At 73.2% G+C, this 15854-nt stretch carries 7 protein-coding genes and 1 pseudogene; 7 read left to right on the top strand and 1 reads right to left on the bottom strand.

Annotation, left to right across the window (positions count from 1 at the left end):
• The 7 genes and pseudogenes from ACFUJR_RS08800 to fxsT form a co-directional block, all read left to right on the top strand.
• Positions 1-192, top strand: a pseudogene (locus ACFUJR_RS08800) (hypothetical protein); the annotation flags it as partial.
• Positions 189-2525 (top strand): trypsin-like peptidase domain-containing protein, encoded by a 2337-nt coding sequence (locus ACFUJR_RS08795; protein ID WP_383174945.1) that lies wholly within the window; start codon positions 189-191, stop codon positions 2523-2525. The pseudogene ACFUJR_RS08800 and the gene ACFUJR_RS08795, both read left to right, overlap by 4 nt.
• Before the next feature lie 121 nt (positions 2526-2646).
• Positions 2647-3654 (top strand): MoxR family ATPase, encoded by a 1008-nt coding sequence (locus tag ACFUJR_RS08790; protein ID WP_352189052.1) that lies wholly within the window; start codon positions 2647-2649, stop codon positions 3652-3654.
• A gap of 7 nt (positions 3655-3661) precedes the next feature.
• Positions 3662-6874 carry an SAV_2336 N-terminal domain-related protein gene (locus ACFUJR_RS08785; protein WP_383174948.1) on the top strand — a complete coding sequence of 1071 codons (3213 nt, stop codon included), beginning with the start codon at positions 3662-3664 and terminating at the stop codon, positions 6872-6874.
• A gap of 154 nt (positions 6875-7028) precedes the next feature.
• Positions 7029-7232, top strand: coding sequence for a hypothetical protein (locus ACFUJR_RS08780; RefSeq protein ID WP_383174951.1), 204 nt, complete (start codon positions 7029-7031; stop codon positions 7230-7232).
• 72 nt (positions 7233-7304) lie between these two features.
• On the top strand, positions 7305-8582 hold the full coding sequence (locus ACFUJR_RS08775; RefSeq protein WP_383174954.1) for an aKG-HExxH-type peptide beta-hydroxylase: 1278 nt from the start codon (positions 7305-7307) through the stop codon (positions 8580-8582).
• 59 nt (positions 8583-8641) lie between these two features.
• On the top strand, positions 8642-11668 hold the full coding sequence (gene fxsT / locus ACFUJR_RS08770) for an FxSxx-COOH system tetratricopeptide repeat protein (protein WP_383174957.1): 3027 nt from the start codon (positions 8642-8644) through the stop codon (positions 11666-11668).
• Between the two features lie 76 nt (positions 11669-11744).
• Here the strand turns inward: fxsT and ACFUJR_RS08765 are convergent, their stop codons facing one another.
• Positions 11745-15590 carry a multifunctional oxoglutarate decarboxylase/oxoglutarate dehydrogenase thiamine pyrophosphate-binding subunit/dihydrolipoyllysine-residue succinyltransferase subunit gene (locus ACFUJR_RS08765; protein WP_383174630.1) on the bottom strand — a complete coding sequence of 1282 codons (3846 nt, stop codon included), beginning with the start codon at positions 15588-15590 and terminating at the stop codon, positions 11745-11747.
• Positions 15591-15854 lie beyond the last annotated feature (264 nt).

The raw sequence follows: 15854 nt of genomic DNA, 5'->3' as shown, positions 1-15854 counted from the left end.
CCGGGCCCGGGCGCCGACCCGGCCGAGAGCCAGGGTCCCGGCGCCCAACCGGCCGAGAGTCCGGGCCTCGGCGCCGACCCCGCCGCGGAGCCCGGACCCGGACCCGGATCCATGCCCGTGCGGGTGCCCGGTCCCGCACCGGCGCCCGACACCGGACCGCTCCACCGCCCGGCGGCCGATGGCGCCGTATGAGCGCCTTCGAATCACTCGTGCGCCCCGCACTGGTACGCGTCGCGGCTCCCGGTGACGGGTATGACCCGCTCGGCGACCGGTACTGGGGCACCGGCTTCTTCATCGCCCCCGGCTGGGTGCTGACCTGCGCCCATGTGGTGGCAAAGGGGGGAAGCGCGGTGTGGAAAGGCGAGCGGGCCGTCGGCATCGTCTGGGACGGCGGCGTCACGACCGGCGAGGTCGTCCTGGCCAGCCCGCGCCCCACCGTGCCCGAAGAGGAGCTCCACCGGTGGGACTTCCCCGACCTCGCGCTCGTCCGCGTCCCCGACGCCAGGGACGCGAGCTGCGTACGGCTCAGTGAGCGCAGGCCCGTGATCGCGGAGCCCATCCCGGTCGGGCTGCACGGCTGGTCCCGGGTGACCGGCCGGCTCGGCATCCGCGAAGCCGTCGGCGAGGTCCACGGCGTCGACGGCGAGGCCCTCCTGCTGCGCGGGACACAGCCCGTGGAGGGGCTCTCCGGCGGACCCGTGGTCGACCTCGACCGCGCGGTCGTCATCGGCCTCAACAAGGGGCGTGGCGCGGACGAGGGCGCCGCCGTCCCCATCACCTCCCTGCGCCGGCTCTACCGGGAGCGCGGCGGCGAGGTGCTCTCCGAGGTCATGCGCGAGCACGACCGGCACCACCTCGCCCGTTACCGCTCGCTCTCCGGCGTGCCCGACTGGACCAGGGCGCAGCTCCGGCACCGCCCGCCCACCGCTCAGGGCGGCCTCGACCCCGGGCGCCGGATCCATCTCTACGGACGGCTCGCCGAACTGCCCCAGCCCACCGGACCGGGCGACGTGCTGCACCTTGTCGACGAGGCCCGGAGGCTGACGGTCGGCCACGACCTGCGCCCCGTGCTCGAAGTCGCCCCGCGGACCTGGCGCGAGGGCGTCGGACTGCTCCACGAACTCCACGATCCGAACCAGGAGGAGGAGACCGCGTCCGGTCTCGGTCTCAACGCCGTGTTCGTGTACGCGGCGAAGGTCGCCCGGCACGTCAGGGAGCGGCACGGGGAGAGCCAGGTGATCCGGCACCTGGCCGACTGGGTGACCGACGCAGCCGCCGAGACCCCGCTGCTCACCCGCCAGGCGATCGCCGCCGTGCTGGCGGCCGGCCGTCCCACCGGGAGCCGGACGGCACGTGAGGCCGGGGCGCGGGCCGACGTCCTGGTGGAGATCGACACCCCTCCGTACGGCCGGAAGTTCCCCTGGCGGGTGAAGCTGCTCTTCGACGGGCACACGATCACGCCGCTGCACGGGGACGACGAGGGAGTCGAGCGCGAGCGACTCCGGGACACCCTGCGCGAGCCGCTGGCGGACGCGCTGGCCCGGGGTGACCGCGGGGAGCATCTGGCCGCCGTGGAGGCGCTGTTACCGCGTGAACTCTTCGACGAACCCCTCGACACCTGGCGGCTCTCGCCCGACGACGAGCTCTTCGACGAGCGCTCGCTGCCCCTCGGTCAGCGCCGGATCGTCGTCATACGGGACGCGGCCCGCAACAAGCGGCCGCCGGCTCCCGAGTGGCACATGCGCTGGCGGACGGCCGGGCTTGGGCCCCTGCGCGCGGTACCGCTGCGCGCCGAGGTGCTCACGGCGGGAGGGGACGCCGCCCACGCCGCGCGGACCCGCCGTGAGTCCCCACGCCAGGCCTGGGTACGGCTCTCCGAGGCCGACGACGGCTCGGTGCCGGTCTACTGCGGTCCCGTGGGCAGCGGCGACGGGCTCAAGGCCATGGCGGCCGCGCTCGCCGCAGGGCACCCCATCGCCCTGTGGCGCAGCGGGCCCCACGATCACGCGGACTGCGCCGAGTTCCACGAGCGGGCGGACGGGCTGCTCCTGGAGGCGGGGCGGGCCGAGGCGCTGCACGGGCCGGTCATCTCCCTGCGTAAACGAGTGGCCGCCGACGCGGACCTCATGGGCATGGACGTGGGCACGGAGCTGCCCTGGGACGCGGATCCGGACGACGGACCGGACGGCGCCCTGGCACCCGAGCCCACGACGGTGACCGACCCCGACCCCGCCGCCGACACCGACCCCGACCCCCACGCCGACACCGACACCGACCCCGACCCCCACGCCGACACCGACACCGACACCGACCCCCACGCCGACACCCCCGCCGCCGCCGCCGAGTCCGAGTCCGTGACCGCCACGGCAGCGGCGAGCGGGTCCGCGATCCCGGCCGCCCGGGTGCCCGCGCGTTCCGAACACGCCTGGGCCGAGCATCTCTCCGTGTTGTTCGACCCGCCGGACCGGCCCCCGCGCGAAGATCCGCTCCAGGGCCCGCCGATGCTCGGCGAGGAGGAGTGGTGACCATGCGAACGACTCCGCGGACACCCGGACAATCGGTCCGGTTTGAGCGTCGGCAGCGCAAGGGGCCGGGCGGTATTTTCGACGGGCCGGGCCATGACACCACAGCCAGGAGGAGTCCATCGTGAACGATTGGCGGATCTACCGTGGTGCCGGCCACCCGCACGACGAGATACGGCGGTTGCCCGCACCGCCGCCGTGGCGGGACTTCTCGACCGGCGGGGCCGACGACACCCTCGCCGGTTCCGACCGGCGGCTCGGGGTGCGCCGTCGACTGGTCCAGAACCACCATCCCCGCCCCGCCGAGACCGACGCCGTCAACGCCGCGCTCTATCTGCGCAGGCCGCTGCTGGTCACCGGCAACCCCGGCACCGGGAAGTCCACACTCGCCCACGCCGTCGCCCATGAACTGGGCCTGGGCCGCGTGCTGCGCTGGCCGATCGTGAGCCGCTCCACCCTCCTGGACGGGCTCTACCGCTACGACGCCATCGGCCGGCTCCAGGACGTCCAGCTGGAGCGTGCCCAGGCCGGGTCGGCGGTGCCCGCGGCGACGCCCGCCGGTATCGGCTCGTACATCCGGCTCGGACCGCTCGGCACCGCGCTGCTCCCCTCCGAGCAGCCCCGCGTCCTCCTCATCGACGAGCTCGACAAGAGCGACCTCGACCTGCCGAACGACCTGCTGAACGCCCTGGAGGAGGGCGAGTTCGCCATTCCGGAGCTGGAGCGGCTGGCCGACCGTGAGCCCGTGGTTCAGGTGCTGACGGACGACGGCCGCAAGGTGCCCGTCCAGGGCGGACGGATCCGCTGCTCCACGTTCCCGTTCATCGTGCTCACCTCCAACGGCGAACGGGACTTCCCCGCCGCCCTGTTGCGCCGCTGCATCCGCCTGGAGCTGGAACCGCCGGGCGAGGAGCAGCTCGGCGCCATGATCGAGGCACACCTCGGGCCCGACGCGGCAGCGGGGGAGGAGGGCCTGGTCAGCCGCTTCCTGAACCGCGAACCCGGCGAGGTCATCGCCACCGACCAGCTCCTGAACGCGATCTATCTGACCCAGCACGCCCCCCGCACCGAGCGGGTGACCCGGGAACGCATCGCGGACATGCTCATGCAGCCGCTCGATCAGCCGAGGTGATGGCCGGATGCACCGGATGCATCTGGAGGAGCTCACCCGCAGACTGCGGGCCGGCGGCCAGGACCCCACGGCCGAGGAGGTCGCGGACGCCGTCTGGCTCGCCCAGTGGCTGCCGCGTGCCGCCCCGGACCCGGCGGACGGAGCCGTCGACGGCGCGGGAGACGGCCGGGCGGAGGGAGGGGGCGAGACCCGGGCGCCGGAGGAGGGGCGAGATCCGGCCACGGGAGAGGGCGGCGGCGAACTCGGGGACGCCCTGACGGGTGCGGGCGCCGACGGCGAGCGCGACCCTGCGCACGACAGCGGTACGGGCCAGGTCACGGGGCACGGCACGGGCGCCGGCCCCGGCCGCGGCGACGACGGAGCCCACCCCGTCCGCCCCACCGAGGACGTCGACATCGCCCTGCTCGTCGGAGCCGGGGGCCACGGCTCCTCCCGTAGGGAGCGGAACAGGGCCCTCCCCGTCCGCGCGCCCGGTGCCAACGCCCTGCCCGGCCTCCTCGGCCTGCAGAAGGCGCTCCGCCCGCTGCGCCACTACGCCCACTTCCCGGTCCGGCCCGGCGAAGGCCTCCTCGACGAGGAGGCGACCGCCGAACGCAGCGCCGCCGCGGGCATCCTCACCCCCGTCCTCCGCCCGGCCGCGGGCCGCCGCCCCGACATCCAGCTCCTCATGGACTCCGGCCCCGCCATGGTCGTCTGGACCCGCATGGTCGAGGAGCTGCGCCAGGCCTGCCAGCAGTCCGGCGCCTTCCGCGACGTCCAGGTCCACCGGCTGTACGACACCGGCGACGGCGCTCCGCTGGTCACCACCACCTCGGGCGCGGACGGCAGGCCCCGGCTGCGCCCCGGCGACCAGCTCCACGACCCCACCGGCCGCCGTCTCACCCTGATCGTCAGCGACTGCGTCGGCCCCCTCTGGCAGCGCGGCGCGGCCCAGCGGCTCATCCACCAGTGGCCCCGGCAGTCCCCGCTCGCCCTCGTCCAGCCGCTGCCCCCGAGGCTCTGGCCCCGGACCGCGCTCACGGTCGAACCCGGCCTGCTGCTCCGCCCCGCGTCCCCCGGCGGGCACACCGGGTTCCAGCCCGACGAGGAGCCCTGGGAGCCCGTCGCCCCTGACACGCGCGCGGTGCCCGTGCTCACGCCCACGCCCGAGGCGTTCGCCTCCTGGGCGCGACTCCACGCCGGCCACGGCTCGGGCGGGGTGCGCGGCTGGGCGGCCATGATCGCGCCCGAGCCGCCGCGACCGTCCGCCGCGGCGGCGAGCACCGCGCGGACCGCACCTCCCGGCAGGGCCCGCACCCCGCGCAACGACGAGGAGCTGCTGCGCGCCTTCACCGCCGGCGCCTCGCCCGGCGCGCTGCGGCTCGCCGTCCATCTCGCCGCCGCCCCGCTCGCCCTCCCCGTGATGCAGCTCGTGCAGCGCGCCATGCTGCCCGACACCGGCCCCATGGAGCTCGCGGAGGTCCTGCTCAGCGGGCTGCTGCGCCGACTGCCCGGCCCCTCCCCGTACCCCTGCTTCAGCTACCCGCCCGGTGTCCAGCAGCATCTGCTCGGCTCCCTGGACCGCAGCGCCGCCGCGCTGGTCCTCAAACACTGCTCCGAGTACGTGGAGCGCACCTTCGGCCAGGGCATGCGCAACTTCCCGGCGCTCGCGGCCGCCCAGCTCGCGGGCCACCCCACGGACGACGGCCGGGCGGCCGCGGCCGGCGCGATCGAGGGGACCGACGAACCCACCGGCCCGGTCGGCACGGAACCCGAACTCTTCGCCCGCATCCCCGCGCGCGTACTCCGCTTCTACCACCCCGACCTGATCACCCCCGACCCGCTGGCCGCCGCGCGGCGGCTCTTCGAGCAGTGGCTGGGCCAGTCCGACCCCTCGCTCCTCGTCCGGTGCCGTCAACAGGCCGAGGCCGCACTTCCGGAGCACCCCGTCGAAGCCGGGATCCTGCTCGGCCGCGTGCTGTACGCGGAGTCCGGCACCGCCGTCGCCCGGGGCAGCGAGCGGCGCCGTGAGCTCCTCACCCGCGCACTGACCGAGCTGGAGCGCGCGGGGAGCCTCGCCGCTCCGGGCAGCGCGGAGTGGGCCGAGGCCCGGCTCGAACAGGCCGTCGCACACCACGGGTTGTGGCGCCACACCGACGACCCCCGGCACCTGGACCACGCGCTCGCCGCGCTCCTCGGAGACGTACCGGACTGGCCCGAAGTCCACCACCACACCCTCCACCTGCGCCGCGGGCGCCTGCTGCTCGCACGCGGCGACGGCGCCGCCGCGGCGACCGAACTCACCACCGCCCTCTCCCTCCGGGAGAGCGGCGCCGCACTCCTCGACCTGGCCGACGCCCTGCACCTCGCCGGCGCCGACACGGCCGAGATCGCCCCCGTACTCGACCGCGCCGGCGAGCAGCTCGGCGACCACGCCGCCCTGCGGCTGCGCTGGACGACGGCGCGCGCCCGGCTGTACGACACGGCCGGCGACGGACCGGCCGCGGACACCGCCTACGAGGAGGCCACCCTGCTCGCCCCCGCGGACAGCGGACGGCGCGGCCGGATCCTGATGTCCTGGGGGGAGTCCCTGATGCGCCGCGCGGCGACCACCCCCGGTCAGGCCCCCGTCGACCGGGCCGAAGGCGTCCTGCGCGAGGCGCTGACCAGCCTCCCGGCCGACGCGCCGGAGCGCGCCCGGGCCAGGATCCTGATCGGCAGCGTCCTCGCCCTGCGCTTCCACCGCGCCGGGTTCCTGCCCGACCTCTTCGAGGGCCGCCACCTTCTGGAACAGGCCGCCCGCACCACCCGGGACATCGGACTGCGTGCGGAGGTGTGGCTGCAACTGGGACGGGTGAGACTGGAGTTGAGCGAGTCCGCCCGGGACGGTGTCCTCGGCGACGCGCTCACGGCGTACGAACGGTCCTGGGAGGACGCCCGGTCGGCGCACGGCGACACCCCGGGCACGGTCACCGGCGCGCGCGCTCTCCACGCGCAGGGTGCGGTGCTCCGGCTCATGGGCCGTACGGGCAGGGCGCGCGAGGTGCTGCGCGCCGCGGCCGAGCAGTGGCGGCGGCTGACCGCCGCGCTGGTGGAGGTGGACTGGAGCGACGTCGAACTGACCAGGAGCCTCCTGGCGGAGGTGGCCGCGGACCGGGAACCGCCCCAGGCACCGCCGTCCGGCGAGGACCGCCGCCGGATCGCGCCGCCGTGGTGGGCGTGGAGCGATACGGGCGGGTAGGTGACGGCCGGAGGGCCGAAACGGAGAACGGCTGGATAACGGGGGCGCGAATGGGCGCAGTTGAGTCGAACGGGTTTCTGGCTTCCTGGCGTCGGGAAGAACCGCTCCGCCGCTACGACCGTGGGGGACATGCGTCGGTGGGGAGGAGCCGAGGGTGTCGGAGCACAACGAGTGGGCGACCGGTGCCGACCGTGACAACGGCCGGTCCGCGCACCTGCCCGATCTCGCCGCTGTGGACCTGCGGACCCTCCGTGGCCTGGACGATCCCGAACTCGCGGCCGCGGTCGAGCTGGTGCTGTTGCGCTCACCCGAGCTGGTCGACGCGTGGTGCGAAGGAGCGGGGGACCGAGCCGCCTGACACGCGTCGCTTCCACCGTCTGTTTCCGGCCGGATCCTCACGATGGCCGAGGGTCCGCCGAAGGAGGCGGGAATGAACTTCGCGCCCCTGCCCGCGGGGGTCTTCACCGAGCTGGCCCGCACCCGCCCCGCCCCGGCCGACGTCGCCCTGCTGCGCTCCGCGCTGCACGCGCGGCGCCTGCTGCTGCTCAAGGCCCTCCTGGTCCGCGTCCACCGGCACCGCGAGTCGGTCGACGCCGCCGTGTTCCGCCGCTTCGAGGACTCCTGGCACCTGCTCGAACGGGCCGAGAGCCGCAACCCCGACGTCGTACGGGACGTGCTCGACTACCCCATGACGGGCGCGTGGCTCGCCGCCGCCCTCGCCGAGCCGGCGGGTCCCGCACTCGACCGGCATCTCACCCGCCTCGAAGGCATCGCCGTCACCGCGGCCCTCCGCGCCGACTGCTCCCTCGACCTCACCCTGGAGCCCCCCGACGGCCGGCTGTCGCTGCCCGGCGTCGGCCGGCAGACCGCGGGCGGCGGGCGCCTTCGGATCAGGGCCGGATCGCGCGTCGCACGGATCCACCCCGAAGACCCGCAGGCCGCCGCCCCCACCGTGCTGCTGCTCACCGACCGGCGCGCCGGCGCCCTCGTCGGCCGGGGGCAGGGCTGGGACGGGCTGCACACCTTGCCCGGCTCCACCGCCCGCCTCGACGACCTCGACCCGTACCGGGTGCCGCCGGGCGGTATCGGCACCCCGCCCCGTACCGCGGCCGGCCCCGCCGACACCGACCCCGCCGTCTGGTCGGCGCGCTGGCGCGGAGCGCAGGCGCTGCTCGCCCACACCGACCCGGGACGCGCCGCCGAGATCCGGCACGCCCTGCGCGCCGTCGTCCCGCTGCTGCCGCACGGCCCCCGGTCCCAGGGAGCCACCCTGCGATCGGCTCCGGGCGCGGTCCTGACCTCCCTGCCCGCCGGGGCACAGGACATGGCCGAGACGCTCGTCCACGAACTCCACCACAGCAAACTCGCCACCCTGCACGAGCTCGTACCGCTGTACCGGCAGGGCAGGGCGGCCGTGCACCGGGTCGGCTGGCGCCCCGACGCCCGGCCCATCGGCGGAGTGCTCCAGGGCGCGTACGCACACCTCGCCCTGACCGATCTCTGGCGGCGCGCGGCGACCGCCCACGCGGCGCCGCGGCCCTGGCGGTCCAGCGCCGGGCAACAGTTCGACCATATGCACGATCAGGTGGGCGAAGCGCTGACGATCCTGCTTGAATCCGATGAACTGACCAATGAGGGGCGGGAGTTCGCCCAGCAAATGAGGCGGCATCACGCGAGCCTCGGCGCGGCCCCCCGGGCCGCTGGGTAACACTGTGCCCAGGGCAGATGACACTGCGTTGCGCGTGAGCGGGACGGGAGACGTATCAGATGGCGGAACAGCGGTCGGGTGGCGGCGCGGCGGACGGCGGTGGCAGGGGTGCCCCCGAGCACGTCCTTGTGGTCTTCCCCGGCTACCACCGGCCGTGGGCGGCCTGGATCAACCAGCGCCTCGAAGCCCACGGAGTGCGCGCGACCCTGCAGCGCTGGGACCCGCCGCGTGAGGTCCCCCTGGAGGACTCCCTCAGGGACCTGCTGCTCGCCAGCGGGCAGGTGCTGCTCGTCCTCAACGACTGGTTCTTCCAGCTCGGCCCCCGGCCGGCCGGCGAGTGGAACGACGTCCTGCGCGGCTTCGTCGCCTCCCGCGCCGACCGGTTCGCCGCCGTCAACCTCACCAACCGGCCCCTGCTCCCCGCCACCGCCGTCCTCGAACCCGTCAGTCTCTGGGGCGTCGGCGAGGACGAGGCCGAAGCACGGCTCCTGAGCCGGCTCGGCATCGATCCCCGCCGCTCCTCCGGCCGCCGCGGCCCGCTCGGGACACCCGTCCGCTACCCCGACACGCCGCCCGAGATCTGGGGCGAGATCCCGCGCCGGAACCCGCGGTTCACCGGCCGTGACGACCTCCTCACCGAGCTCCAGGAACGGCTCATGGACGCCGACCGCGGCAACGCGGCCTGCACGCTGCTCGGCATGTCCGGCATCGGCAAGACCCAGATCGCCGCCGAGTACGCCCACCGCTTCAGCCCCGACTACGACGTCGTCTGGTGGGTCAACTCCGACGACCGCAACGTCCAGCGCGACCGCTTCGGCGAACTCGCCGCCGAACTCCGCCTGCCCAGCGGCAACGAACCCGGCGAACGCATCCGCGCCGTACGCGAGGCACTGCGCCGCGGCGACCCGCACTCCCGCTGGCTCGTCATCTTCGACGGCTGGGACGACACGGACGGCGCCCAGGTCCTGCTGCCCCACGGCCCCGGACACGTACTGATCACCTCCCGCAACCGCGGCTGGGGCGACTACACCGACGTCCTCGAAGTCCCCAGCTTCGACCGCGCCGAGTCCACCGCCTACCTGATGCGCCGCGCCTCCCACATCACCGCACCCCAGGCCGACGAGGTCGCCGCGGAGTTCGGCGACGTACCCCTGCCGCTCGTCCAGGCCGCCGCCTGGCTCGGCGAATCCGGCATGGAGGTCCCCGAGTACCTGCGCATGGTCCGCGACGGGCGTCTCTCCACCGTCGAGGAGCCCTCCGCCGTCGACGGCTACCCCAACGCCTCGCTCACCTCCTGGTCGATACTGATCAACCGGCTCCGACGCTCCCAGCCGCAGGCCATCGACGTCCTCAGCCTGTGCGCCTCCTTCGCCCCCGGCCGCATCCCCCTCGGACTCGTCCGCGCCTATCCGCAGGCCGAACTGCCCGAGGACCTGCGCTGGATGGCCACCGACCTGCCCGCCTGGACCCGCGCCCTGGACACCCTCGTCAACTACTCGGTGCTCACCCGCGAGACCCGCGGCCCCGCCACCAACGTCGAGGTGGGACCGCACCAGGAGTCCGTGCACATGCACCGGCTCGTCCACGACATCGTCGCCCGCCTCACCGACGGCGAGAACCGGGAGGCCCACCGCAAGGCCGTCCGCTCCCTGCTCGCCGAGGCCGACCCCGGCAACCCGATGGACAGCCGCAACTGGCCCCGGTACGCCGAACTCCTTCCGCACGTCGGCCCGTCCGGCGCCCTCACCAGCCGTAGCCCCCGCGTGCAGACCGCCGTCCTCAACAGCCTGCGCTACTGCTACCGCAGCGGCGAGTTCCGAGCGGGCGCCCAGCTCGCCGAGCGCATCCGGGACGCCTGGTCCACCTTCATGGACCCGCTGGACCAGCCCATGCTGGACCTGACCACACAGCAGGGCAACGTCCTGCGCTCCTTCGGCCGGTTCCGCGAGGCGTACGAACTCGACCTCGCCCAGCGCGAGAGGCTGAGCGCCGCCACACCCCCCAACGAGCTCGGCTCCCTCCTGTCCGGCAGCGCCATCGCCAGCGACCTGCGCTTCCTCGGCCAGTACCAGGAGTCCGAGAAGCTCCAGCGCCACGTGCTCGCCGAGGCCGAACGCCTCCTCGGCGACACCGAGTTCTCCACCTTCGTCGCCCGCCACAATCTCGGCGTCGTCCTGCGGATGCTCGGCCGCTACCAGGAGGCGTACGACCTCGACGCGGAGTCCCTCGTCCGCTGCGAGACCGTGCTGCGCACCCGCCACGCCCACACCCTGGGCGCCGGCAACGCCCTCGCCCACGACCTCCGGCTCCTCGGCCAGTACCGCGAGGCACTCGCCCGCCAGGAGGCCAACGTCCGGGTGCACGTGCAGGTCCTCGGGCCGCAGCATCTGCAGACCCTGTACGCACGCACCCAGCTGGCCCTGTGCCGGCGCCGCGAAGGAGGCTTCCAGCAGGACCTCGGCGCCACCATGGCCAGCCTGCTCGAACAGCTGGAACAGGTCCACGGACGCGGGCACTACATCACGCTCGCCGCCATCAACAACTACGCCAACTACCTCCGCGAGCACGGCGACCTCGACCACGCGAGGGAGCTCGTCACCGAGGCGGAGGCCGGCTACCGCTCCCTCCTCGGGCCCGCCCACCCCGTCGCCACCGGGGTGCTCGCCAACACCGCCCTCGTCATGCAGGCCTCAGGGGAACGCGCCGACGCCATGGCCATCCTGGAGGGCGCGCTCGCCGGCCTCACCGCCTCCCTGGGAGCCGACCACCCCTGGGTTCTCGGCTGTGCGCTCAACACGGCCGCCGCCCGCAACTTCAACGGGCGCGTCGCCGACGCCGCCGAACTCAGCAGGGACACCCTGCGCCGTGCCCGGCACAGCCTGGGGAACGAGCACCCGCTCACCCTCTCCGGCCAGATCGCCCTCGCCACCGACCTGCGCGGCCTGCGCGAGGTCGAGGAGGCCGGAAAGCTGGAGGAGGCCGCACTGCTCTCCCTCACCCGCACCCTGGGCGCCCAGCACCCGCACACCCTCTCCGCCCGCCACCGCAACCGCCCCTACTGGGACTTCGAGGCCAACCTCGGCTGACCGGCGGGCCCGGACACGCCGGAGGCCCGGCACCCCTCGCGGGGTGCCGGGCCTCCGTGCGTACCGGAACAGCGGATCAGGCGTCGAAGACCTCGTTGACCAGCTGCTGCTGCTCGGCCTGGTGGCGCTTGGCCGAGCCGACCGCCGGGGACGAGGAGTGCGGACGCGAGATCCGGCGCAGGCGCTCGCCGTGCGGGATGTCGGCGCCGACCGCCAGGTCCAGGTGGTCGATCAGGTTCAGCGCGATGAACGGCCACGCACCCTGGTTCGCCGGCTCCTCCTGCGCCCACAGGTACTTCTCGGCGTTCGGGTACTTGGCGATCTCGGCCTGGAGCTCGGCACCCGGCAGCGGGTACAGGCGCTCCAGACGGATGATCGCCGTGTCCGTGGCACCGCGCTTCTGCCGCTCGGCCTCCAGGTCGTAGTAGACCTTGCCGGCGCAGAAGACGACCTTGCGGATGTCGGCCGCGTTCGCTGTACCTGCCTCCACGGCGGAGTCGCCGATCACCGGGCGGAAGCCGCCGGTGGTGAACTCCTCCGCCTTCGACGCCGCGGCCTTCAGACGCAGCATCGACTTCGGGGTGAAGACGATCAGCGGCTTGTGGTGCGGGTTGTGGACCTGCCAGCGCAGCAGGTGGAAGTAGTTCGACGGCAGGGTCGGCATCGCGACCGTCATGTTGTCCTGGGCGCACATCTGCAGGAAGCGCTCCGGGCGCGCGGACGAGTGGTCCGGGCCCTGGCCCTCGTAGCCGTGCGGCAGGAGCAGCGTGACGCCGGAGGTCTGGCCCCACTTCTGCTCGGCCGAGGAGATGAACTCGTCGACGACGGTCTGCGCGCCGTTGACGAAGTCACCGAACTGGGCCTCCCAGATGACCAGGGAGTCCGGGCGGGCCAGCGAGTAGCCGTACTCGAAGCCCATCGCCGCGTACTCGCTGAGCAGCGAGTCGTAGACGTTGTAGTGGGCCTGGTCCTCGGCCAGGTAGAGCAGCGGGGTGTAGTCCTCGCCGGTCTCCTGGTCCACCAGGACCGCGTGGCGCTGACCGAAGGTGCCGCGGCGGGAGTCCTGGCCGGAGAGCCGGACCGGGGTGCCCTCCATCAGCAGCGAGCCGATGGCGAGGGTCTCGCCGAAGCCCCAGTCGATCGTGCCGTCGTCGATGGAGGCCGCGCGGCGCTGCATCTGCGGCATCAGACGCGGGTGGACCGTGATCCGCTCCGGGATGTTGACCTGCGACTCGGCGATCCGCTTCACGACCTCCTGGGAGACCGCGGTGGTGACCTGGACCGGGAACTCCGGCTGGGGGTCCGGGACGTGCGCCGGGGCCGGGGCGGAGGTGGCCTCGCGGACCTCCGCGAAGACCTTCTCCAGCTGGCCCTGGAAGTCCTGGAGCGCCTGCTCGGCCTCTTCCAGCGTGATGTCGCCGCGACCGATGAGCGACTCGGTGTACAGCTTGCGCACCGAACGCTTCTTGTCGATCAGGTTGTACATCTGCGGGTTGGTGAACTGCGGGTTGTCGCCCTCGTTGTGACCGCGGCGGCGGTAGCAGATGAGGTCGATCACGACGTCCTTGTTGAACGTCTGGCGGAACTCGAAGGCGAGCCGCGCCACGCGGACCACGGCCTCCGGGTCGTCGCCGTTCACGTGGAAGATCGGCGCCTCGATCATGCGGGCCACGTCGGTCGCGTACATCGAGGAACGCGAGGACTCCGGGGCGGCGGTGAAGCCGACCTGGTTGTTGATGACGATGTGGACCGTGCCGCCGGTGCGGTAGCCGCGCAGCTGCGACATGTTCAGCGTCTCGGCGACGACACCCTGGCCGGCGAAGGCCGCGTCACCGTGCAGGGCGACGGGGAGGACGGTGAAGTCCGTGCCGCCCTTGTTGATGACGTCCTGCTTGGCGCGGACGACACCCTCCAGGACCGGGTCGACCGCCTCCAGGTGCGAGGGGTTGGCGGTGAGCGAGACCTTGATCTGCTCGCCGTCCAGGCCGGTGAAGGTGCCCTCGGCGCCCAGGTGGTACTTCACGTCGCCGGAGCCGTGCATCGACTTCGGGTCGAGGTTGCCCTCGAACTCGCGGAAGATCTGCGCGTACGACTTGCCCACGATGTTCGCGAGGACGTTCAGGCGGCCGCGGTGGGCCATGCCGATGACGACCTCGTCCAGGCGGGACTCGGCGGCGGAGTCGATGACCGCGTCGAGCAGCGGGATGACGGACTCGCCGCCCTCCAGGGAGAACCGCTTCTGACCGACGTACTTGGTCTGCAGGAAGGTCTCGAACGCCTCGGCCGCGTTCAGGCGGCGCAGGATCCGCAGCTGCTCCTCGCGCTCCGGCTTGGAGTGCGAGCGCTCGACGCGGTCCTGGATCCACTTGCGCTGCTTCGGGTCCTGGATGTGCATGAACTCGACGCCGGTGGTGCGGCAGTACGAGTCGCGCAGGACGCCGAGGATGTCGCGGAGCTTCATCATCGACTTGCCGGCGAAGCCGCCGACCGCGAACTCGCGCTCCAGGTCCCACAGGGTGAGGCCGTGCTCGGTGATGTCCAGGTCGGGGTGCTTGCGCTGGCGGTACTCCAGCGGGTCGGTGTCGGCCATGACGTGGCCGCGGACCCGGTAGGAGTGGATCAGCTCGAAGACACGGGCGGCCTTGGTGACGTCGTCGTCGTGCGAGGCGTCGATGTCCTTGAGCCAGCGGACCGGCTCGTAGGGGATCCGCAGGGCCTTGAAGATCTCGTCGTAGAAGCCCTCCTCACCGAGGAGGTAGTTCGCGACGACCCGCAGGAACTCGCCGGAGGCGGCGCCCTGGATGACCCGGTGGTCGTACGTCGAGGTCAGGGTCATGACCTTGGAGATGCCCAGCTTGTTCAGGGTGTCCTGGGAGGTGCCCTGGAACTCGGCCGGGTAGTCCATCGAGCCGACGCCCATGATCACGGACTGTCCGGGCATCAGACGCGGCACGGAGTGGACGGTGCCGAGGCCGCCGGGGTTGGTCAGCGAGACCGTGACGCCGGAGAAGTCCTCCATCGTCAGCTTGCCGACGCGGGCGCGCTTGACGATGTCCTCGTAGGCCTGCCAGAACTCGAAGAAGTTCAGCGTCTCGGCCTTCTTGATGCCGGCGACGACGAGCTGGCGGTCGCCGTTCGGCTTCACCAGGTCGATCGCGAGGCCGAAGTTCACGTGGTCCGGCTTGACCAGGGTCGGCTTGCCGTCCTTCTCCGCGAAGGAGTAGTTCATCGACGGCATGGCCTTGATCGCCTGCACCATGGCGTAGCCGATGAGGTGCGTGAAGGAGATCTTCCCGCCCCGGGCACGCTTCAGGTGGTTGTTGATCACGATCCGGTTGTCGAAGAGCAGCTTCACCGGGACGGCGCGGACGGACGTGGCCGTCGGCACCTCCAGCGAGGCGTTCATGTTCTTCGCGACGGCGGCGGCGGGGCCGCGCAGCGTGATCAGCTCGGGGCCGGCGGGCGCCTCGGTCGCGGCGGCAGCAGGGCGCGCGGCGCCGGCCGCTCCGGCGGAGCCGGTGCCTGCACCGGTCTTCGCCGCGGGCGCGGCCTTCGCGGGCGCCGGAGCGGCGGCGACGGGCTTCGCCGGAGCCGCGGCGGGCCTGGCGGGGGCCGGGGCAGCGGCGGCCGGGGCCGGAACGGCCTTGGCGGGAGCCGGGGCGGGCGCCGGAGCGGCGGGCGCGGCAGGTGCGGCCTGTGCGGGGCTCACCTGCGGCGCGGCGGCCGGGGTCTCCGTCGCACCGGGCTTGTAGTCGGCGAAGAAGTCCCACCAGGCGCGATCGACCGAATTCGGGTCCTGGAGGTACTGCTGATAGATCTCGTCGACGAGCCACTCATTGGCGCCGAAGGCGGTCGCAGGGTTCTGACCCTGCCCGTCTTGGCCGGTGGAGGTACTCGGGGTACTGGGGGACTGAGACGACACGGCGGTAACCGCCCTCTTCCGCTTCACAAGGTGATGGACAGCGGAAATAAAGGCTACGCCTCCCTGGCCGACAGGTGCAGGCCGGGCAGCGCCAACGTCGCGCAAGTCACACTTGACGCGGAGTTTCGGGGCAGGGATTGGCGGGAAACAAGCGTGGTTCTGCCCTCCCGCGGGTACAGGAGACCCGGGTTGCGGCCCCTGAGGCACGCATCCCTGACCACGTCCTGATCGTGTCCTGTTCATCCACACGCAGAACATGTGCTT

It is taken from the genome of Streptomyces sp. NPDC057271 (assembly GCF_042668715.1).
GTDB lineage: Bacteria > Actinomycetota > Actinomycetes > Streptomycetales > Streptomycetaceae > Streptomyces.
The sequence above is the reverse complement of the archived record's forward strand: the minus strand, read 5'-3'. Positions and strand labels throughout refer to the sequence as shown.